16 protein-coding genes are annotated in these 21,093 nt (G+C 51.8%); 4 read left to right on the top strand and 12 right to left on the bottom strand.

Annotated features, from left to right (window positions below):
• Positions 1-31 precede the first annotated feature (31 nt).
• The 11 genes from M0R70_00555 to M0R70_00505 form a co-directional block, all read right to left on the bottom strand.
• Entirely contained in the window at positions 32-820 is a 789-nt protein-coding gene (locus M0R70_00555; GenBank protein ID MCK9417851.1) for a dihydroorotate dehydrogenase electron transfer subunit, read from the bottom strand.
• Complete coding sequence (gene greA / locus M0R70_00550; protein ID MCK9417850.1) at positions 813-1,295, bottom strand: transcription elongation factor GreA; 483 nt, start codon at positions 1,293-1,295, stop codon at positions 813-815. The genes M0R70_00555 and greA overlap by 8 nt, the downstream gene beginning before the upstream one ends.
• Complete coding sequence (gene carB, locus M0R70_00545; GenBank protein ID MCK9417849.1) at positions 1,292-4,603, bottom strand: carbamoyl-phosphate synthase large subunit; 3,312 nt, start codon at positions 4,601-4,603, stop codon at positions 1,292-1,294. Before carB ends, greA begins: the two co-directional genes overlap by 4 nt.
• Before the next feature lie 56 nt (positions 4,604-4,659).
• Entirely contained in the window at positions 4,660-7,497 is a 2,838-nt protein-coding gene (locus tag M0R70_00540; protein MCK9417848.1) for a hypothetical protein, read from the bottom strand.
• A complete protein-coding gene (locus M0R70_00535; GenBank protein ID MCK9417847.1) occupies positions 7,497-8,420 on the bottom strand; it encodes an SIR2 family protein in 924 nt (307 codons plus the stop codon). The genes M0R70_00540 and M0R70_00535 overlap by 1 nt, the downstream gene beginning before the upstream one ends.
• Positions 8,421-8,438: 18 nt before the next feature.
• Positions 8,439-9,335: a radical SAM protein gene (locus M0R70_00530; protein ID MCK9417846.1), complete on the bottom strand. Its 897-nt coding sequence runs from the start codon at positions 9,333-9,335 to the stop codon at positions 8,439-8,441.
• A 125-nt stretch (positions 9,336-9,460) separates the two neighbouring features.
• Positions 9,461-10,582 carry a glutamine-hydrolyzing carbamoyl-phosphate synthase small subunit gene (gene carA / locus M0R70_00525; GenBank protein ID MCK9417845.1) on the bottom strand — a complete coding sequence of 374 codons (1,122 nt, stop codon included), beginning with the start codon at positions 10,580-10,582 and terminating at the stop codon, positions 9,461-9,463.
• A gap of 60 nt (positions 10,583-10,642) precedes the next feature.
• Positions 10,643-11,905 (bottom strand): dihydroorotase, encoded by a 1,263-nt coding sequence (locus M0R70_00520; GenBank protein MCK9417844.1) that lies wholly within the window; start codon positions 11,903-11,905, stop codon positions 10,643-10,645.
• A 174-nt stretch (positions 11,906-12,079) separates the two neighbouring features.
• Positions 12,080-13,009, bottom strand: a complete 930-nt coding sequence (locus tag M0R70_00515; protein ID MCK9417843.1) for an aspartate carbamoyltransferase catalytic subunit — start codon at positions 13,007-13,009, stop codon at positions 12,080-12,082.
• 78 nt (positions 13,010-13,087) lie between these two features.
• On the bottom strand, positions 13,088-13,630 hold the full coding sequence (gene pyrR / locus M0R70_00510; GenBank protein MCK9417842.1) for a bifunctional pyr operon transcriptional regulator/uracil phosphoribosyltransferase PyrR: 543 nt from the start codon (positions 13,628-13,630) through the stop codon (positions 13,088-13,090).
• Positions 13,631-14,131: 501 nt separating this feature from the next.
• Positions 14,132-14,377, bottom strand: coding sequence for a DUF2934 domain-containing protein (locus tag M0R70_00505; GenBank protein ID MCK9417841.1), 246 nt, complete (start codon positions 14,375-14,377; stop codon positions 14,132-14,134).
• Positions 14,378-15,075: 698 nt separating this feature from the next.
• Here M0R70_00505 and M0R70_00500 point away from each other — a divergent pair.
• The gene (locus tag M0R70_00500; protein MCK9417840.1) at positions 15,076-15,720 is read left to right on the top strand and encodes a PEP-CTERM sorting domain-containing protein; all 645 of its coding nucleotides are present in this window, start codon (positions 15,076-15,078) and stop codon (positions 15,718-15,720) included.
• Between the two features lie 92 nt (positions 15,721-15,812).
• On the opposite strand, the gene M0R70_00495 is transcribed toward M0R70_00500, so the two are convergent.
• Positions 15,813-16,388, bottom strand: coding sequence for a flavodoxin family protein (locus M0R70_00495; GenBank protein ID MCK9417839.1), 576 nt, complete (start codon positions 16,386-16,388; stop codon positions 15,813-15,815).
• Between the two features lie 172 nt (positions 16,389-16,560).
• On the opposite strand from M0R70_00495, the gene M0R70_00490 reads away from it, so the two are divergent.
• The 3 genes from M0R70_00490 (at position 16,561) to M0R70_00480 (ending at position 21,012) form a co-directional block, all read left to right on the top strand.
• The gene (locus M0R70_00490) at positions 16,561-17,241 is read left to right on the top strand and encodes an ABC transporter ATP-binding protein (GenBank protein MCK9417838.1); all 681 of its coding nucleotides are present in this window, start codon (positions 16,561-16,563) and stop codon (positions 17,239-17,241) included.
• Between the two features lie 281 nt (positions 17,242-17,522).
• Positions 17,523-20,114, top strand: coding sequence for an FtsX-like permease family protein (locus M0R70_00485; protein ID MCK9417837.1), 2,592 nt, complete (start codon positions 17,523-17,525; stop codon positions 20,112-20,114).
• Positions 20,107-21,012 carry an outer membrane lipoprotein-sorting protein gene (locus tag M0R70_00480; protein MCK9417836.1) on the top strand — a complete coding sequence of 302 codons (906 nt, stop codon included), beginning with the start codon at positions 20,107-20,109 and terminating at the stop codon, positions 21,010-21,012. The genes M0R70_00485 and M0R70_00480 overlap by 8 nt, the downstream gene beginning before the upstream one ends.
• The last annotated feature ends 81 nt before the right edge of the window (positions 21,013-21,093 follow it).

Below are 21,093 nucleotides of genomic sequence, written 5' to 3'. Positions count from 1 at the left end.
TTCACTTTAGGCACTTTTTACTTTGAACTCATTACTCCCCCCACTCGATCTCCCGCGAGTCGAACACCGGACCCTCTTTGCAGGCGCGTTTGTAACCGCCAGCCTTCATCGGGACCGAACAGCCCATACACGCGCCAAATCCGCAGGCCATGCGTTCCTCGGTCGAGACATAACAGGTGATCGAATGTTCAGCGGCGATCCTGCTCACCGCGGCCAGCATGGCATGGGGCCCGCAGGCGTACAGCGCAAAATGGGTCTTCTTCCCCTTCTTCGTCAGGAAGGCATTCAGGATGTCCGTGGATTTCCCCATTCGTCCCGAACTCCCGTCCTCGGTCGCAATGGAAACTTTGAGCGAATGGTCCCTGAAACTCTTCAGAACGCTGACCGGCGGAAGGCTCTCTGTGTTCCGTGTTCCGATAACTACCTGTGCCCGGGCATTGGTGCGAAGGGCTAAAAAATGCAGCGGAGGAAAGCCGCTCCCTCCGGTAACCAGGACCGGCGTTACCGTTTTATCCGGCATCGGGAACCCTTTTCCCAGCGGCCCGAGCAGGGAGAGCGTTTGACCGGCCTCCGCGCGGGTGAGCAACGCTGTCCCCCTGCCCGCGACGCGGTACAGTATCTCTATGGATGATTTTGAAGGAATGGAAGAAATGCCGAAAGGACGGGCGAGAAGGGGGTCCCTGTTCCCGGTGACTCTGAGCATCACAAACTGGCCGGGGACGGCCGCGGCTGCCGCCTCGGGCGCCTTGAGCACGAGACGGTAATATCCCCTGCCCGCGGGTTTGTGCAACAGTATCGTTGCCTTGTGCGGCTTAGTCAAGGGTTATCTCGATCTCCTGGATCTCGTACTCCACGGTCTTGACCGGGGTCTTGATCGACACCACATCGCCGACCTTGTGCCCGATGAGCGCCTTGCCGACGGGCGATTGGATCGATATCTTCCCCTTTTTTAAGTCAGCCTCTTCCTGACCCACCAGCATGTACTTTTTGGTGTCGCCGGAATCAGTGTCCGCGAGGGTGACTGTCGCGCCGAACACCACCTTCTCGTTCGAAAGCTTCGAGACATCGATGATCTGGGCATTCGCGAGCTTATGCTGCAGCTCACGCTTTTTGGCGTCAAGCATGCCCTGCCGGTCCTTGGCCGAGTGGAACTCGGCGTTCTCTGAAATGTCTCCGTGAGCCCGTGCTTCTTCGATGTCCCTTATGTTCTTGGGACGCTCGACCTTGATAATATGATCGAGCTCCTGCTTGAGCTTGTCGTAGCCATCTTTGGTCATGGGGATCTTTTGCGTCATGATGAATGATACTCCTGTAAGGACTTCACCTGCAAGGGTCTTGTTTTGATCGCCGAGATGCCGCGCACCGCGGCCTTTGCAGCCGAGGTCGTGGTGAAATAAGGGACCCCTTTCACGAGCGTCGTGCGCCTGATGGAATAGGAATCCTTCTGGGCTTCGGCGCCGTACACGGTGTTGATCACCAGGTCGATCTTCATATCGGTAATCTGGTCGACGATGTGCGGCCTGCCCTCGGTCACCTTGTTCACGGTCTCGACCGTGATCCCCCGCTTCCTCAGGTAATCAGCGGTGCCCCTCGTTGCGACGATGGAAAAGCCGGCATCCTGTAATCCCTGAGCCACCTCAAGCAGCCCGGGTTTGTCCTTGTCCTTTACGCTCAGGAATACGCGACCCGACACGGGCAGGGGATTGCCGGCCGCCATCTGGGACTTGGCAAAGGACATGCCGAAATCCTCGTCAATGCCCATGACCTCGCCGGTGGACTTCATCTCCGGGCCGAGCAGCGTGTCCACGCCCGGGAACTTGGCAAAGGGAAAGACCGCTTCCTTGACCGCGATGTGTTTGATCTTCACTTCAGTGGTGAATCCAAGTTCAACAAGGGTCTTGCCCGCCATCACCCGTGCCGCAAGCTTGGCGAGCGGAACACCGATGGCCTTGCTCACGAACGGAACGGTCCGCGATGCCCGCGGGTTCACTTCAAGAACGTAGACCCTGCCCTCTTTCACCGCGAACTGTATGTTCATGAGACCGACCACGCCGAGCTCGATCGCGAGCATTCGTGCCTGCCGGTCGATCTCACGAATGATGTCCGGCGGAAGCGAGAACGGAGGGAGCGAACACGCGGAATCGCCGGAGTGTACGCCGGCTTCCTCGATATGCTCCATGATGCCCGCAACGACCACGGTCGTTCCATCAGAGATCGCGTCCACGTCCATCTCGATGGCGTCTTCCAGATACTTGTCAACGAGCACCGGACGGTCCGGGGACGCCTTCACGGCGCGGGACATGTAATTCCGGACGCTCTCTTCGTCGTAGACGATCTCCATGGCCCTGCCGCCCAGCACGTAGGACGGCCGCACCATGACGGGATACCCGATGCGGTTCGCGGCATCCACGGCCTCATCGCAGGAAATCGCCGTGCCGCTCTCGGCCTGCAGGAGCCCGAGCTTATCGAGAAGCTCCTTGAACCGTTTGCGGTCCTCAGCGCGGTCAATGCTGTCGGGAGAGGTGCCGAGGATGCGCACGCCCTCTTTCTCAAGCGGCACCGCGAGTTTGAGCGGCGTCTGGCCCCCAAACTGCACGATCACCCCCATGGGCTTCTCCCGATGTATAATATGTAAAACATCTTCCAGTGTCAAGGGCTCAAAATAGAGCCGGTCCGAGGTATCGTAGTCCGTGCTCACGGTCTCGGGATTGCAGTTTACCATGATGGTCTCGAACTCGTCCTCCTTGAGCGCGAAGGCCGCGTGCACACAGCAGTAGTCGAATTCGATGCCCTGGCCGATCCTGTTCGGCCCTCCGCCGAGGATCACGATCTTCTTCCGGTTCGTCGGATTCGCCTCACATTCGGCATGCGGATGCTCTGAGGGTGCCGCATCACTCCGCACTCCGCACTCCGCACTCCGCACTTGATAGAACGGTTTCTCATAGGTTGAATACAGATACGGCGTATGCGCCTCGAACTCAGCGGCGCAGGTGTCCACGGTCTTGAACACCGGGGTAATGCCGAGCTCCATCCGCCTGTTTCGCACGGCGCTTTCGGTGGTGGTAAGGAGTTTGGCAAGCCTGCGGTCGGAAAATCCGTATTCTTTTGCCTGCCTGAGCGGATGATCGATCGAGGAAGACGTATCGCTCAATAGGCTTGCCCCCTGGTCCCGGATCTCTTTCTCCCGGTCGGTGATCTGTTTGATCTGATGCAGGAACCACGGATCGATCTTTGAAAGGTTGAAAATCTCATCAATACTCATCCCGGCGCGGAAACCGTCGGCGATGTACCAGATCCGCTCCCAGTTCGGCACGCTGATCTTTTGCCGGATATCGGCGATCCCGTGTTCTTCCGCTCCGTCGCGGTCGCGCCGGGACTCGAGTCCGTAGCGGTCGATCTCGAGCGAGCGGAGCGCTTTCTGGAAAGACTCCTTGAACGTCCTGCCGATGGACATGGCCTCTCCCACTGACTTCATTTGCGTCGTGAGTGTCGCATCGGCCTGGGGAAATTTCTCAAAGGCAAAGCGGGGAAACTTTACCACCACGTAGTCAATGGTCGGTTCGAATGAGGCCGGCGTGGCCTTGGTGATGTCGTTCGTGATCTCGTCAAGGGTGTAACCCACGGCGAGCTTTGCCGCGATCTTGGCGATGGCGAAGCCCGTGGCCTTTGACGCGAGCGCTGAGCTCCGTGAGACGCGCGGGTTCATCTCGATCACGACCATTCTGCCGTCCACGGGATTGACCCCGAATTGGATGTTCGAACCGCCGGTGTCCACGCCGATCTCACGAATGATCCGAAGCGACGCGTCGCGCATGATCTGGTATTCCTTGTCCGTCAGCGTCTGCGCGGGCGCCACGGTGATGCTGTCGCCGGTGTGGATTCCCATGGGGTCCAGGTTCTCGATGGAGCAGACGATCACCACGTTGTCCTTAGTGTCGCGCATCACTTCGAGCTCAAACTCCTTCCATCCCATGACCGATTCCTCAACCAGCACCTGGTGCACCGGGCTCGCCTCAAGGCCCCTCGTGATCAGGTCGGTGAATTCCTCTCGGTTGTACGCGATACCGCCTCCGGTGCCGCCGAGGGTGAACGCCGGCCGCAGGATCGCGGGAAAGCCGACTTTATCAAGGATCTCATAGGCCTGCTCCCTGCTCGTGGCAAAGCCGCTTTTCGGCACCTCGAGACCGATATGTTCCATGGCCTTTTTGAAAAGCTCGCGGTCCTCCGCCTTCTTGATGGCGGGCAGCTTTGCGCCGATCAGCTCGACGTTGTATTTTTCGAGTACGCCTGACTCGGCAAGGGACACGGCCGCGTTGAGCGCGGTCTGGCCGCCCATGGTCGGAAGCAGCGCATCGGGCCGTTCACGCTCAATGATCTTTTCGAGCACCTCGGGAGTGATCGGTTCGATATAGGTCCGGTGCGCCATGTCGGGGTCCGTCATGATCGTGGCCGGGTTCGAGTTCACGAGAACGATCTCGTACCCTTCTTCTTTGAGCGCCTTGCAGGCCTGCACGCCCGAGTAGTCGAATTCGCAGGCCTGCCCGATCACGATCGGGCCCGCGCCGATGATGAGGATCTTTTTAATGTCTGTCCGTTTCGGCATCTAACCCTTCCCTCTCAACAACTCAAATCTAACTTTTCTAAGTTTTGTTAACTTCCTCATTTAGAAGCCTTGGCACTTGCAGTGCTCAATATCTCAGCAAGCCAAGTTCTGGGTCTGTCAATTCCATGTTTAATATATGCATCAACAACTTCCTTAGCCTTGCTTTCGCCAGAATGCCCTAATTCAATCAGATTCTTGAATATCCGCCGAAATGCTTCTTCTGGAAAATCAAAACTATAAGATTCGAGCATTTTGATCCAAATCTTTTGAGCTTCGATTGCCTGTGTATCGCTAATCTCAGCAAGACTTTGCAGTAAATTAGACGCATTGTAATTTTCTTCTGCATAAGGTGCGATTTTAAGCAGCCAACCTTCTGTAGTCACGTCAATCTGTTCTACAAATGCTGCCCAATGACACAAACTAGAAGCAAGTATTCTTCCCTCTTTGGAAGTAACATCGACGAGTTCCAATATGCGGGGCCATAACTCATAAACTTTTTCAATTAATTTCTTATTTTTCTTATCGCGCAGTGTCCAAATAAACCACACGAGTTGCCCTAGCTCATCTATATTTCTTCGCTGAATAAGAATAGCAATTAGGCTTTCTGGTTGTTTTACATCTTCAAAATTATTTATGAATGCAATCGCGATGCTCTGAATGATTCTTTCTCTAACTTGCTTTTTAAGATGTTGATCATCAAGAGCCTTAAGAAAGTCGCCATTTATCTTTAAATGTTTATAAAATATTTCGTAAACTGTGCCTACATGGATATAACCTTGCATAGCGCAAAGCCATTTTTGATAATTTGATTGATCAAATATATCAGAAAGATGAGACTGAACCCATTCGCGGGACATATAGTCAAAATTAGGGAGAAACATTGCTACAAGTGTTATGAACTCGTATTCACCTTGATCGCTTCGTTTAAGCTCAGCCTCATATGTATCCACATATTCATTCCATACTTTCGTATGGGCTTTCAGTTCGTTATGCTCCAGACGGCACGAACGAAGGGTGAGATTAATCAGTCCTTCAACACAACGCCCACGAGGGCTGTTGATAGCGACAAAGACTGCATCGCTATCTAGATTAAACTCTTCACCTGCTTGTCGATCAAGCAAAATAAGAATAATATCCTTTGCTTCTGACAATAAGCTTTTATCAAAAGCGTGTTCATCAGTCTTTGTTCCATCTTCAATTAGTTGCCCGATCTCCTTCACTATCCAATGCCGATTTGCAACAAAATTAGACCTTTCTTTTGCTTCTTTATCTAACCAGAAAACATCTTGCTTAACAAGCTTTAGGCAAAAATCGAGCAGAAAGGGCCACACGTCATTCCAAGGCAGTTCTTTCTTTTCGTTCCACAATTCACGGTACGCCGCTATAAGCGGATAGATAAACGCCAAATCACATCCGGAAAACTTCGCCAACTCACGATAAATATCATTCGGCCTTGTTTTCACTACTTCTTTGAAGGTCTTTACCAAACCCTCCAACCCAGGTTCACCAAACCACCCGCGTCCCGTATCTTTGTAACTATTAACCGTCTTGACAAGCGTATCTACATCTAGGGATAGTAAGTTTTCAATAGGGATAGGAGATTTATGATCAACCCAGCCTGACGTCATATAGCTGGAAAAATCCGGGTGATCTGGCTCTACACCTGTGATATTTGCATATGTTTTGTAAAGTTGAGCTAATTTGTCATCAAAATCCTTGATTGCTGATAGCCATATTGCGCGTTTATAAGCAGTCGCCTTCTCATTTACGCCAGCGCCTTCGTCAGCAACATCTAATCCTTCTATTATTTCCAAGGCTCTATTTTGTTGCTCAGCACTTATGTCCCTATAGTGATTATTAAGAAAATGCCACAGCTCATACCGATAGCTATCATGGAAGTATTCAGGTCTGACAACAGAATCAACCAGGTCTTTAAGTTCCACATACTGCTTGTCTACTACATGGATGGCAACACGTCGAAGTGTCTGATATTGGCCATTAAAGAGAGCCCGAACATAGTCCTTAGTCGCTTGAATATTATGTCCCACGAATCCTAAGAGGCAATCTCTATACGCAGCCACTATAACATCATCTGTATCATTAAGACTGCCGTTTTGATCGTGTTCTTCAATTGCTTTGCGCCAGATTGAGGACCACGTATCATGGTCGCCTTCTTCAAGTATCGAAACTAGCCGTCTTTGAAAGAGCTCTACCGCGGGCAGCCCCAACTTCAGCCCGCTTAGCCTGGCAATTTCCTTTTTAGCCAGATTCTCTGCGCGGTAGGAATCAAATCTAAGTACCAGTTCTTTCGTTCCAGAGGAACCGGTCTTCTTATCAACAAAAACTACTTTATATAGACAATTCAATAAACGCAGGGCAATTTGCTGGCTGTGTTCATCCGTTTTATCAAGCAACTTCGGCAGCCACTGTTCTCCGATTTCCTCCGTTACAAGACCGCGCTCGAAAGGATCGTCCATCCAGAAATCAATGAGATCAATATCCTCAGGCAGTATTAATTGAACTGGAATATTTCTAATGACTTTGGCAAGCTGCCACCAAGTTCGATAGTTGCTGAACTTCTGATTCATAGCATACCATGTAACTTTCCTGATTAGTTCGATATACTTTATTGCATATTCTTTGTTATCTGGAATGGATAGTTCTTCGCTCGTAGTAACCAGATACTCCGTAACTGGCCAATGTGGGATGTTAACATATCCCTCTTCCTTCGCTGGCATGGGCTTTGGGTTCTTTTCAGGTGCGAAAAAACCGCCGTCACTTAGTGCGTTATACCAGTGCAAACCCTTTAACTTCCGAAAAAAGAAGGGTTGTAGATCAGGCTTATTTATAACGCGATCCAGTAGATCTTTTTCTTTCGGATTAAGCTCACGCATCAACGAAGAACCTCATCCATAAAATCCAATTCTGCTGCTAACGCTGAAGGTCTCACTTCAATTTGCTCTGACCATGCCTTTACTATGTCTTCCAACTGTCTATAGTCCTTATGGTCTCTAATAAAACCAACCAAATGCACTCCAAATGATTTCACATAATATCCATAAAGCATCGTGTAAAGAGGCATTTGACTTCTGAAAAATGGCATCAAAGCAAAACGTCTTTTATTCTTAGTGTCTGTTACTCTCCCCTTTCTCAATATATGCTCAAGAATTTCCGCTTCCTCAAGCCCGTAGCCGACGAATAGTATAGTCTTTTTTTCAAATAGTTCTCCGAGAAACTCCTTCACGATATCGTCTTCGTAATGTTCAAGGTACTGCTTCGTTGTAACTACCATGGTATCTGGCTTAGCCACCGAACCATGTAAATGCACTACAGTACCTGGCGTGTTTAAACGACCTGCGAGAAATTCCTTTTTTTGAAAAACTCTTGTTATGGGGGTTGCCGTTGTTGATCCATCTTTCACAGGATAATATCGCGGCTCAAGCAACTCGTCATAATTTGTTGTAACACTCGGACAACCAATTTTATTGAGATGGATATATATGCCTTTATCCCCTACCCCGGCTGTTAAATGCTTTGCTAAATCAAGTGAAATAGAATTTTCCGTGGCTATTAGCTCTGCGATAGACAACTGTTTCTTGGGATCAAGGACTTTCAGTTGTTCCAATTCTGAGTAGTTAATATGTCCTTTTCTTCGAAGATCTTCAAGCGCCAATCGTGCGAGGCCCTGCCACGACGGTAAATCAACGAGCATCGAAGTGCCAGCTCCGACGAATAACACGAGATTGCCGTCTAATGCAGCCTGCCGAACCTCGTCAGGTAGGTCTGGCATTTCTCTTAAATCTGGCGGTTTGCTCATCCCTGCACCTTTATCGGTTCACTCAAACTCCTGCACCCAGCCGTTCTTCAATCCGCACCTCATCTTGATATCATATGCCTTGTCGTACTCTTCTTCATTGATCCGTCGATTGAGCTCCTTGTATTCATTCGCCTTATATGCGGGAAAGTACTGTGACATAAGACTGATGTATACGTCCTTTGATATTTCCTCAGCCAGGAACTTCATGACGCCATCGGTCCCCGACAGTCCGCCCGGCAGTACCAGATGACGGATGATCAGGCCCCGCTGTGCCACGCCTTTCTCATCGAGCTCCAGGTTGCCGACCTGCCTGAACATTTCCCTGATCGCCGCTCGATTGATCTCCGGATAGTGCGGGGCGGCGGAATAACGAAGCGCCATTGCATCATCGGAGTACCGCATGTCCGGAAGATAAATATCGACTATGCCGTCAAGCAACCGAAGCGCTTCAAGGGATTCGTATCCGCTCGTGTTATACACGATCGGCAGGTTGAAACCACGCTCCCGGGCAATACCGAGCGCCTTCAGGACCTGCGGCATGAAATGCGTCGGAGTTACCAGGTTCAGGTTATGACAACCCTGTTCCTGCAGCCAGAGCATCTGGCATGCGAGTTCTCCGGTCGTCCGCTCCGCTCCATTGCCCATCTGGCTGATAGGATAGTTCTGGCAATAGACGCACTTCAGGTTGCAGTTGGTGAAAAAGATCGTTCCCGAGCCCCTGGTACCCGAGAGCGGCGGTTCCTCGCCGTGGTGCGGGCTCACGCTCGAGATGATCGGATTCAATCCCGACCGGCAGAAACCATCCTTCTCATTTTTTAAGCGATTGACCCCGCATTCACGGGAGCAGACGCGGCAGGATTCGAGGAGGCCATACGCCGCTTCGATACGTTTTTGTAATTCTGTATCTGAAATCATTGAAACCATTCAAACCAACACTACCACGGAGGCACGGAGACACGGAGAAAAGCAAATCGTTTTGACAGGACGAATAGAATAAAATCTGATCTTTAGAATTCCTCCGTGTCTCCGTGCCTCCGTGGTTATCTCTTATTTTTTTCCATCATATCCACAAATCTCTGGAACAGATACCTGCTGTCATGCGGGCCCGGCGACGCCTCGGGGTGATATTGAACCGAGAACGCGGGAAGGCTCTTATGCTGGATCCCTTCGCAGGTCTTGTCGTTCAGGTTCATGTGCGTCATCACGACCTGGTCCTTCACCGTTTCCATGTCCACCGCGAAACCATGATTTTCCGCCGCGATCTCTACCTTGCGGGTGGAAAGGTCCATGATCGGCTGGTTGCCGCCGTGATGGCCGAACTTGAGCTTGTATGTTCTTCCGCCGAGGGCGAGGCCGAATAGCTGCTGACCAAGGCAAATACCGAAGACCGGCTTTTTGCCGAGTATCTTTTTTATGTTCTCGATTGCATAGGTGACCGGCTGCGGATCTCCGGGCCCGTTCGACAGGAACACGCCATCGGGGTTCATGGCAAGCACTTCATCCGCCGGCAGGGTCGCGGGCACGACGGTCACATCACATCCCGCGCTCGTGAGGAGCCGCAGGATGTTCCGCTTGATGCCGTAATCATAGGCCACGACGTGATAGCGTGAAGACCCCTTCCCCCCATAACCGGTCTTGAGGTCCCAGTCGCCTTCATCCCACGTATACGCTTTTTTGCACGTGACTTCTTTCACCAGATCAAGTCCGCTCATGTTCGGGAGCGCCCTTGCCCGGGCAACGACGCTCTCGGGCTTCATGGCTTTTGTCGTAATGACCCCCGGTTGAGCGCCGAAATCGCGGAGGTGTCGGGTCAGCGCGCGGGTGTCGATGCCCTGGATGCCGACGATGCCGCTCTTCTTGAGATACTCGTGGAGGGACCTCGTTGCCCGCCAGTTGCTCGGGAAGTCGAGATATTCCTTCACGATGAAGCCCTCCACATACGGCTTCTCGGATTCCACGTCCTCGTCGTTCACGCCGTAGTTCCCGATCTGCGTGTAGGTCATGGTAACGATCTGGCCTTTGTACGACGGATCGGTCAGAATTTCCTGGTACCCGGTCATGCTCGTGTTGAACACGACCTCGCCGGAGGCCTCACCTTCCGCGCCAAAGGAGTGTCCTTCGAAAACCAACCCGTCAGCCAATGCAAGAATAGCTTTTTTCATGCTTTTGTCTCTTTGTTTTTCCGCACTCCGCACTCCGCACTCCGAACTCTTAACTCCGAACTATATCTTCCCACCCACGATCGTCTGCACAGCCCTGCCCTTCAGCTTCCATCCGTCAAAGGGCGTGTTCCTGGATCTAGATTTAAACTGCAATGCGTCCACGGTCCAATCCCCATCGGGGTCGATGATCGTGATGTCCGCGTCAGCCCCGATCGTCAGCGATCCTTTGTTCAATTTGAGTATTGACGCGGGATTCATGCTGAGTTTACGGATTGCCTCGGTCATCGAAAGAACGCCTTCCTGTACCAGTTTCAGCGTCAACCCGAGAGCGGTCTCAAGTCCCACGATCCCGAACGGCACGTTATCGAACTCGCCGGATTTCTCATCCATGCCATGCGGCGCATGGTCCGTGGCGATCACGTCGATGGTCCCGTCCTTTAGACCCTGCTTGATCGCGGCGACATCATCGGCGGTCCGAAGCGGCGGGTTCATCTTCGCCATGGGATCGTATCCCCGCACCGCTTCGTCGGTCAGCGTAAAGTAATGAGGACAGGTCTCCGCCGTGACCTTGACGCCCCGCTTCTTCGCTTCCCTGATCAGATTCACGGAACCAACCGTGCTCACATGGGCCAGGTGCAGCCTGCACCCCGTGAACTCGGCGAGCGAGATGTCCCGGGCCGTCATCACGTCCTCGGCTGAGCAAGGGATCCCGCGGAGTCCGAGTTCGGTTGAAATAGCGCCTTCGTTCATCACCCCTTTGTCTGACAGGGTGCTGTCCTCGCAGTGGGAAATGATCAATGTATCGAAGATCTTTGAATATTCCATGGCGCGGCGCATCAGCGCCGCATTCATCAACGGCCTGCCGTCGTCCGATACTGCAACGCAGCCTGCTTGATGCAGTTCGCCCATCTCGGCCAGTTCCTCTCCCTTCGAGCCCTTGGTGATGGCGCCGATGGGATACACCCGGGCCGAACCTTCCCGGGCCTGGGACAGAATGAATTCGGTGATCGAGCGGTTGTCATTCACCGGGTTCGTGTTCGGCATGCAGCAGACGGAGGTGAATCCTCCCGCCTTTGCCGCGGCCGTTCCGGTCGCTATCGTTTCCTTATACTCGAACCCCGGCTCCCGCAGGTGCACATGCATGTCAATGAGGCCGGGGACGATGAGTTTGTCTGCAGCATCGACCACCTGAGATCCATCAGATGAAAGAGAGCCCGGCTTGCCGAGTTTTGTGATCTTTCCATCTGACACGAGGATGTCGAGCTTCCCGTCGATCTTGTTCGCGGGGTCGATCACACTGCCATTTTTTATCAAGATATTCATCATGATCACCTGATTCAAAATCTCCTCAGTAACATTCTTCTCAAAACGGCAAGAAATTTTCTCGCGGAGGCGCAGAGTTCGCAGAGAAAAGCTTAATAAATGTTCTGGTTTAAAACCAATACTAAAGGTTTTGATTTAACTCTGCGCACTCTGCGCCTCTGCGAGAGACGCCTTTTAAGCCTCTGTCTTTATGCCTCCTGATAAGAGGAACATCACCGCCATCCGGACCGCCACGCCGTTTGTCACCTGTTCGAGGATCACCGACATGCCGTCTGCCACCTCGGACGATATTTCCACTCCCCGGTTCATGGGTCCGGGGTGCATCACGAGCACGTGCTTTGCCGCCCGCTTGACGCGAGACTGGTTCAAACCATAGAGTCCCGCGTACTCACGCACACCCGGGAAGAGTCCCGCTGTCTGACGCTCGGTCTGAAGCCGGAGCATCATGACCACATCCGCGCCCTCGATGGCCTTGTCCATGTCGTAGAAGACACTGGCCCCGAGGCTTTCAATACCGGGCGGCATCATGGTCGGCGGACCGCAAACCCGCACACTCGCGCCCATGGTGGTAAACCCGTAAATATTCGACCGCGCGACCCGGCTATGCCCGATGTCCCCGACGATTGCCACGGTGAGACCTTCGAGCTTTCCAAGTTTTTCGCGGATCGTGAACATGTCGAGCAATGCCTGCGTGGGATGTTCATGGGAACCATCACCCGCGTTGATGACCGAGCTCTTGAGCCTTTTGGAGAGATACTCAGGGGCGCCTGAGCAGAAATGCCGGACGATGATCATGTCGCACTTCATGGCCTCGATGTTCCGGGCCGTGTCGAGGAGCGTCTCGCCCTTTACCACGCTGCTGGTCGAGGTCGAGATATTGACCACATCAGCGGACAACCTTTTGCCGGCCAGCTCAAAGGACGTCCGCGTCCTCGTGCTCGCCTCGTAGAAGAGGTTGATCACAGTCTTGCCGCGAAGCGCCGGCACTTTTTTGATGTCCCTCTCGGACACGTCCTTGAACTCCGCCGCCGTGTCCAGGATGAGCTTGATCTCGTCCGCGGTCATGCCTTTTATGCCAAGCAGGTCTTTTGTACTTAACGCCATGGGTCAACCCCTCTTGTAACCACGGATGAATATGGAGACGACTCTAAGATTTGCGATTTTTCCGAACTCCGCACTACATCATTCTCCCATTATTACGATCTTCTCTTCCACTCCATCCTCTGCCAGCATCACTTCCACCTTCTCCTTTGCCGAGGTCGGGAGATTCTTGCCCACATAGTCGGCGCGGATCGGAAGTTCCCGGTGCCCTCTATCTACAAGGACCGCGAGTTGTATGCATTTTGGCCTGCCGTAGTCCATGATGCTGTTCAGCGCCGCACGGATGGTCCTTCCGGTAAAGAGCACGTCATCCACAAGGACCATGATCCTGTCCTTGATATCGAAGGTAATGTCCGTGGCTTGAAGCACGGGCTGGGACTTGCGCGTTGACAGGTCATCACGGTACATGGTGATGTCCAGACTTCCCACCGGGACCTCCACCTTCTCGATCTCGCGGATCTTTTTCGCCAGCCGCCCGGCGATGTGCACACCGCCGCGCTGGATGCCGACGAGTACAATATCCCCGGCCCCTTTGTTCTTTTCCAGGATCTCATGGGCCACCCGGGTAAGCGCCCGGTCGATGCCGGCCTTGTCAAGGATAAGTGCTTTTTCTTTTGAACTCATGTTAGTCACACCTGATTCTGCCACGAAGACGCTAAGACAATGTATAAGTCAAATTTCAAAATGTAAATTGCAAAATTGCGGTATGGCCTTAGGCCATGATTTAATATCCTTGCATTTTGACTTTTGCATTTTGCACTCTGCATTTTGCATTCATCAGTCTTTGTGGCCGTGTTTGATTTTTTTAAAAAAGACAAAAAAAACCTTCTCCCCTGAAAAGGGAAGAAGGTTGGCGTGTGTACAGTGCTTGACGGTGAAGTTAAGCGTTTTCATTTCAGACCCTTCCTGGTCTCACAGGACCAGACTTAAAGAGGATTTCTGCTGACGAACATACGATACCTCAACTGCTGATGTATGTCAAGAATTTTATTAGCGCAAAGCTGTCGTGTTTCACATAGCCTGCCCCGGCATGCTTGAAGCAGGGGTTCAACCCGACCCACTGTTTGCAAATAATTTTCAGATCGTCATGCAGGAAAACACCACCGCAGCCTGAATCAAATAGTGTTATCTCGCTGAAGCTCTGGGAAATAGTCCTCGCGACTTTGATTTTGCTGATTGCATCGCGATATGAGGCTGAGTCGGCTTGACGGGTTTGATGTCACTGGCCAATCCTTTGGAGTATTTCCGATTCACGATCTTTTCCGCTTCAATCCAATCCGAGAAATCGTTTCCCGCGGCGCACCCGCGTTTTTCATAAAGGCCGTAAGCTACACGAGCGATCTCACCACGCATATTCTTGTCCATAGTCATATCTCGTACCTCCTGTTCATTAGAATTTCCCCTTCAGGGTTATTGGCGATAGTCTATTGAATACGGGCTGTTGCCCAAACCCCTTTCACCCTTCGACAAGCTCAGGGCGAACGGTATAGCTTTTGATATTATGAACTTTGTCCGTTCGTGCTGAGCCTGTCGAAGCACACAATCGGTTTGGGCAACAGCCCGAATAGATGTGAACAGTCTGTCCAATAACACCTTGGCACTATTTTCAAATTGTCTATTGAAACGCTTACTCTGTCAGTATAGCAGAAATAATATAGTCAGTAGGAGACAGGTAAAACTCATAAGAAGAACTAATTTTACTAAAAAAATGCGGAAAGAAGGATCAAAGCGATGAATGTATTGCCTATAACGTTAATATATTTTACAATTTTCTCAACAAATAATTCTAAATAATAATATTAAAGTTGTAGATAATTATCATTTCTGAACCTAACATATCAGTAATTAAAACAATTTCGCTAATTGTCTTTTGATGTAAAATAAATAACTATTAATGTTGAAATGTCGGAATATTTTACTATCTTGAGAATATCTCAATTAATCTTATTATTATCCATTATAAATCATATAGTTATATTATGGTACGATACATGCATTATATAAAACAATTAGGCCACATCATATTTCCAATAAGTAAACAATCTAGATCGTAAAGGGGGGTCAAAGTAATGTTTAAGCATTTCGGTAAAATAATCTTTGTCTTGTTATTTGGATTTTTGCTGCTCAGTTTACCAAATACGGGTTCAGCAACAATATCTTTGGAATTTGATCCGATGAACCAGTCGGTATATGAAGGGAATACGGCCAGTGTAGGCGTTTGGGTAATGAACCCTGATACACTTGTGAGCGGATTTGATATTTCTGTAAAGTTTGATTCCAGCATTATTTCCTTAAATAGCATCGATTGGGGAACTTCGTTAGGTATTCTTGATGCTGATAACTCAGGATACGATGTATATGATTCCTATTTAATCAACATCTGGAAGGACTGGGACGGGATAACGTCATTCACTCAGGACACTAACGGCTTCAGCTTGTTTACCATGAACTTTGATACTGTTGGTATTGGAACGTCTGATCTCTTGTTCACAGATTTATTCGAATACGATGCTAATGAACCCGCTCTATATGGAGATTTAGTTCGCAACTTTTTCCTTTCTGATACTACATTTGAGTACATTCCTATCACTAATAATATCGAAACAGGCAGTATAACTGTTGCAAGCGCTACAACTGTTCCGGAGCCAGGGACGGCCTTACTCTTGGGACTCGGCTTAGCCGGATTAGCGTCGTTGAAGAAGAAAAAGGGATAGATCAAGCAGTTTTCTATTCTACAGTGTTATTTACACAAAACCCCCGTTTCCGCGGGGGTTTTGTTTTTACAGCGCGTCTGCAGCTCTTGCTATCACGAACGCGTCTTTTTCAAAAGCCACGCCATATTCTTTCCAAGGTTCTTCATGGTCTGCACACCCTCGGTGTCGTTACTGACCTCTCCCGGCTGGCGACCTATGCCGATGTTCCAGTAGCTCGATCCGGGGATGATCATTTCATTGATCGTGAAAAAATAATTAAGCGAGTTAAAAACATGGATCGCGCCCGCCCGCCTGACCGCCACAACTGCCGCGCCCACCTTGCGTTTGTACATGTCCGGATTCGCGCGCCCCACCATGCCGCACCGCTCGATCAACGCTTTCATTCCCGCCGACACATCGGCGAAGTACGTGGGAGAGCCGAGCAGGATCCCGTCCGCCTCATCCATCTTCCGGATGCACTCGTTGATGATGTCCTTCTCCACATTACAGCGCCGGTTCTTTTTCTCGAAGCACTTGAAGCAGGCAATGCAGCCCTGGATCGGTTTTCCCGCAAGTGAGTAGATCTCCGTCTCGATGCCCTCTGCTTTGAGCTCGTCGAGAACAAGATTCAAAAGAATAGCGGTGTTCCCTTCCTTCCGCGCACTGCCGTTGAATGCAATGACCTTCATAGAGCACCTCCTGTTAAATTCACCGAGAGAATAGTCGGTACCGTGAATAGGTTATACCACAAAAAAGCTTCCTTGTAAAAACAGTTATTGCGGCTTGCTTCGTTTGTGGCAACACAAAAATACCTTTACATACCATGATCGAGCCGCTAAAATTGATCTCATGAGGTGACGCATGATAGAACTGAAGAGTGTGACGCGAACCTACCGGCACGGCATAAAAGATATCCACGCTTTGAGCAATATCACGCTCAGCATACGGACCGGTGAATTTCTGTCCGTCATGGGGCCCTCCGGATCGGGCAAGAGCACTCTCCTGAACCTTATCGGAGGCCTGGACCAGCCGAGTCTCGGAGAGATCTTCATTGACAGGATACCGCTTCACGGAATCTCCGACGACGAGCTCACGCTTATCCGGCGGCGGCGCGTTGGCTTCATCTTCCAGTTCTTCAACCTTCTGCCCATTCTGACCGCGGCGGAGAATGTGGGCCTTCCCCTTCTGCTTGAGGGCATCCCTTTCGCAAAGATCAAACCCAAAGCGGAAGCGCTGCTGCATAAAGTCGGTCTCGGTGAGCGGATCGAACACCGGCCCGAGCAGCTCTCTGGCGGTGAGATGCAGCGCGTGGCCATTGCGCGCGCGCTCATCGCAAACCCTGCCGTGCTCCTGGCCGACGAACCCACGGGAAACCTCGATTCGCGCACCAGCGAAGACATTTTCCTGCTGCTCGCCGGCCTCCACCGGGAAGGCCAGACGATCGTCATGGTGACCCATGATCAGATGGCCGCGACCCACGGCACCAGGACCATAACGCTCAAGGACGGCAGCATAGCCGAGGACACGGCAACGAAAGGATAAATTCCAAACAACAAATATCAAATCACAAATAATATCCAATTTCTAAATCTCAATATAAAAACGTTACTAATTTGTAACAGCTCAAGTCAATACATTGTCCGCAGATTACGCAGATTTCATCACGCCTTGGCGTGACGTCCATCTGCGAAATCTGCGGATAAAAGGTTTTTCTCTGTGGGGGACATTCTTGTGAGTTCAGATGTGCAGAGAGTTACTCGAATTTTGTGTTTGGTACTTGGAGCTTATTTGTAATTTGGTGCTTGTTTTTTGGTGCTTAAGTGATGAACCTCCCCAATCTTCTCAAACATATCAGCCTCAAACGCATCCGGCTCCAGAAGGTCCACACCCTCATGACCGTGGCGGGCATCAGCCTCGGCGTTGCCGCCATCGTGTCCATCGGGATCGTGAACAAGAGCGTCATGCGCTCCTTCGAGGACTCGATCAACCGCGTGACGGGACGCGCCGCCCTCCAGATAACCGGAGCTGCTTCAGGATTTCCCGAGGAGCTTATCGAACGCGTTCAGAAGGTCCCCGGCGTCGAGTATGCCGTGCCGGTGATCGATACGCAGGGCATCCTCGTCGGGGCAAAGGAACAAACACTCATGGTCCTCGGCGTGGACGTGCTCCAGGACGGCAATATCCGCGAGTACAAACTCTCCGATGAAGGCGCCGATATCCCCGACCCGCTCCTGTTCCTTGCCCGGCCCGACTCCATCCTGCTCACCCGCGAGCTTGCGGAACGCGAAGGGATCAAGCTCGAGCAAAAGATACAGGTCCAGACCGTGCGCGGCATCCGTACCTTCCGCGTTCGCGGCCTGCTGAATCCCGAAGGTCCTGCAAAGATCATGGCCGGCAGCATTGCGATCATGGACTACCCCGCGGCCCAGATGGCCTTTGGCAAGGAAGGCAGGATAGACCGCATCGATGTGAGCCTCCTGCGCAACGAGGACCTGGATGTCGTCCGAGAACGCATTATAAAGGCACTCCCCGGAGGATACAGTGTCACAACGCCTGAAGGCAGGACAAAACAGGTCGAGGTCCTGATCTCCCACTTTCAGAAGAACATCAACCTTATCAGTTTTATCGCCGTCTTCGTGGGCATGTACCTGATCTATAATGCCGTCTCGATCTCCGTGGTCCAGCGCAGAAAAGAGATCGGCATCCTGCGCGCCCTCGGCTCCACGCGGAAAGAGATCATATCACTCTTCCTGGGAGAGACCTTTATCATGGCCATCGTCGGCTCCGGGCTGGGACTCGTTGTAGGCATCCTCTTTGCAAAATCGGCGATCGGCGCCGTGGGCCAGACCGTTTCCGAACTCTACCAGAGGACCTCGATCTCGGAGATCTCCATCTCCCTGCCGAATCTCGCCATCGGCTTCGTCACCGGCATTGCCGCGAGCCTTGCGGCGGCGTTGTTTCCCGCCCTCGCGAGCACGCGCATCACGCCGGTGTCGGCCATACGCTCAATGCCCTATTCCGAAGAAGGTTTTTTCTCCGGCAAGCGGCTAAAGATCGCGGCAATTTCGCTCGTCCTTCTCGCTGCCGTTCTCCTGTTCCTGTTCAAGACCTTTACGGAATCAGCGCTCTTTCACAATACCGCGACCATGTTCCTGGCAACGATCTTTTTCCTGCTCGGCATTTCGCTCGCGACACCTTCCGTGCTCCAGGGTTTTCTCGTCTTCTTTCGCAAAACCGTCTCGCCGCGGGTGGGAGCAACGGGCAGACTTGCCGGATTGAACCTCCAGAAGAACATCACCCGCAATGCCGTGGCCGCTGCGGCCATCTTTTATGGGATCTCGGTTTTTGTGAGTTCTTCGGGGCTCATCTATAGCACCAAACAGTCCGTGCTCGACTGGATCGATTCCTATGTGCGGGGAGACATTATCGTAACGTCCGGACATCCTATCGCGACCACGGGCTCTCAGAACATCCCCATGCCCATCGAGATGGGGAAAGATATCGAACAGGTTCCCGGTGTGCTCTCAGCAGACCCGTTCCGTAAGCTTTTCATCGATTATCACGGAAGGCGCATCCTGCTTCTCACTGTGGATATCGAACGAAGGATGGTATACAGCCCCTTAAAGATCGCCCAAGGAAAACGCGAAGACATGGCTCGACTGCTGCCGAACCGGAATTACATCGCCGTAAACGAAGCAATTGCCTCGCAGGAGCACCTCAAGCCCGGCGATGTCATGGTGCTCCCGACTCCTGAAGGGCCGGTCGAGTTCAAGGTCGCTGCCGTGAACGTGGACTACAGCTCGGACTCCGGATCCATCCTCATGGACATAAACACCTACCACCGGTACTGGAAGGAATTTCTGGCGGACTCATTCTCGGTGCGGGTAAGGCAGAAGAACGAGGTTGAAACAGTGCGGGATGAGATCGCGCGAAGGTTCGGGAATGACCGCCGTCTTTTCGTCCTGCCGGCCGGGGAGTTTAAAGGAGAGATCCGGAAGATCATTGACCAGGGCTTCGCCGTGAACCATGCGATCAATATCATCACGATGACCATTGCGTGCTTCGGTATCATTGTCACCCTGCTCGCGTCGGTGCTCGAGCGTACGCGCGAGATCGGCATCCTGCGCTCCATCGGCATGCTCAGGAGCCAGGTGTCCCGCGTGGTCATCATCGAATCCATGCTCCTCGGCATCATCGGCGGCATGCTCGGCGCCGGGGCGGGCATCATCATCGGCTGGATGAGCCTCGAGGGTTTTCTCAAAGGCGATTACGGGGCAAGCATGCAGTATCACGTCCACACAGCTTCACTCTTCTGGGCGATCGCTCTTTCGACCCTGCTCGCCGCCCTGGCAGGCGTTTATCCCGCGCAACGGGCGGCAAAGACCAATATCGTGGAGGCGCTTTCTTATGAGTAAGAGTCAGTTCGGAATTCAGCGTTCGAAGTTCGGAGTAAGGAGCGGCAAAACAAAAGAACCGGAGATAGGAATGGATTACTCAACCCCTGACTCCGAACTCCCAACTCCGAACTGGGCCGGTTGGGTACTGCGTTTTCTTTTAGCAACAATCATGCTCTCTGGAACATTGCAAACTACAGTCGCAAACGCAATGAGCGGCCGCGAAGTGTACGAAAAGGTCCACGAACAGCGCTCCCGGTCACTCGATAGGAAGACCGAAGTGACCATGGTCCTCTTCGACAAGGGCGGCGGCAAGCGCACGCGAACGCTCACGGAGTATGGGAAGAAGTCAATCCCCGGGGCATATAAGGTCCTCATCGTATTCAATTCGCCGCCGGACCTGAAAAACGTCGGGTTCCTGATCCACGCGCATACGTTCTCCGACCGCGACCTCTGGGCCTACTTCCCGGAGTACAGGCGCGTGCGGCGCATTGCCGCAAGCGCTCAGGATGATTCGTTCTTCGGGTCTGATTTTTCGTACGATGACTTCGGCGGGCCGCCGAACATGGATGACTACAATTTCAATATACTGAAAGAAGAGGTCCTCGACGGCAAACAGTGCTACGTTGTCGAAGTAACACCGGATATGCATAGGAAATACACAAAGTACATCGCCTGGGTGGCAAAGAACCTCTGGGTCCATCTGAGGATCGATTACTACCAGGACGATGTAATTTATCGAACCGGTCTTTTCACGGATATCAGGACCATTGACGGGATCCCGACCCCTTTCAAGATGAATATGGAGAATAAGAAAACAGGCCACCGGACAGAGCTTACGATCGAGAGCATCAAGTATCATACTCAATTTGCGGACGATCTATTCTCACAAAGGTCGATGGAGCGAGCAGGGAAGTAATTTTCTCTTTTAAATACCAACTAAGTATGATATTCTATAACTGTAGATTATCGTACCATACCATAGTTGCAGCCTCTCCTG

It is taken from the genome of Nitrospirota bacterium (assembly GCA_023229435.1).
Lineage (GTDB): Bacteria > Nitrospirota > UBA9217 > UBA9217 > UBA9217 > JALNZF01.
Note: the sequence above shows the minus strand (reverse complement) of the source record. Positions and strands in the feature narration are given on the sequence as shown.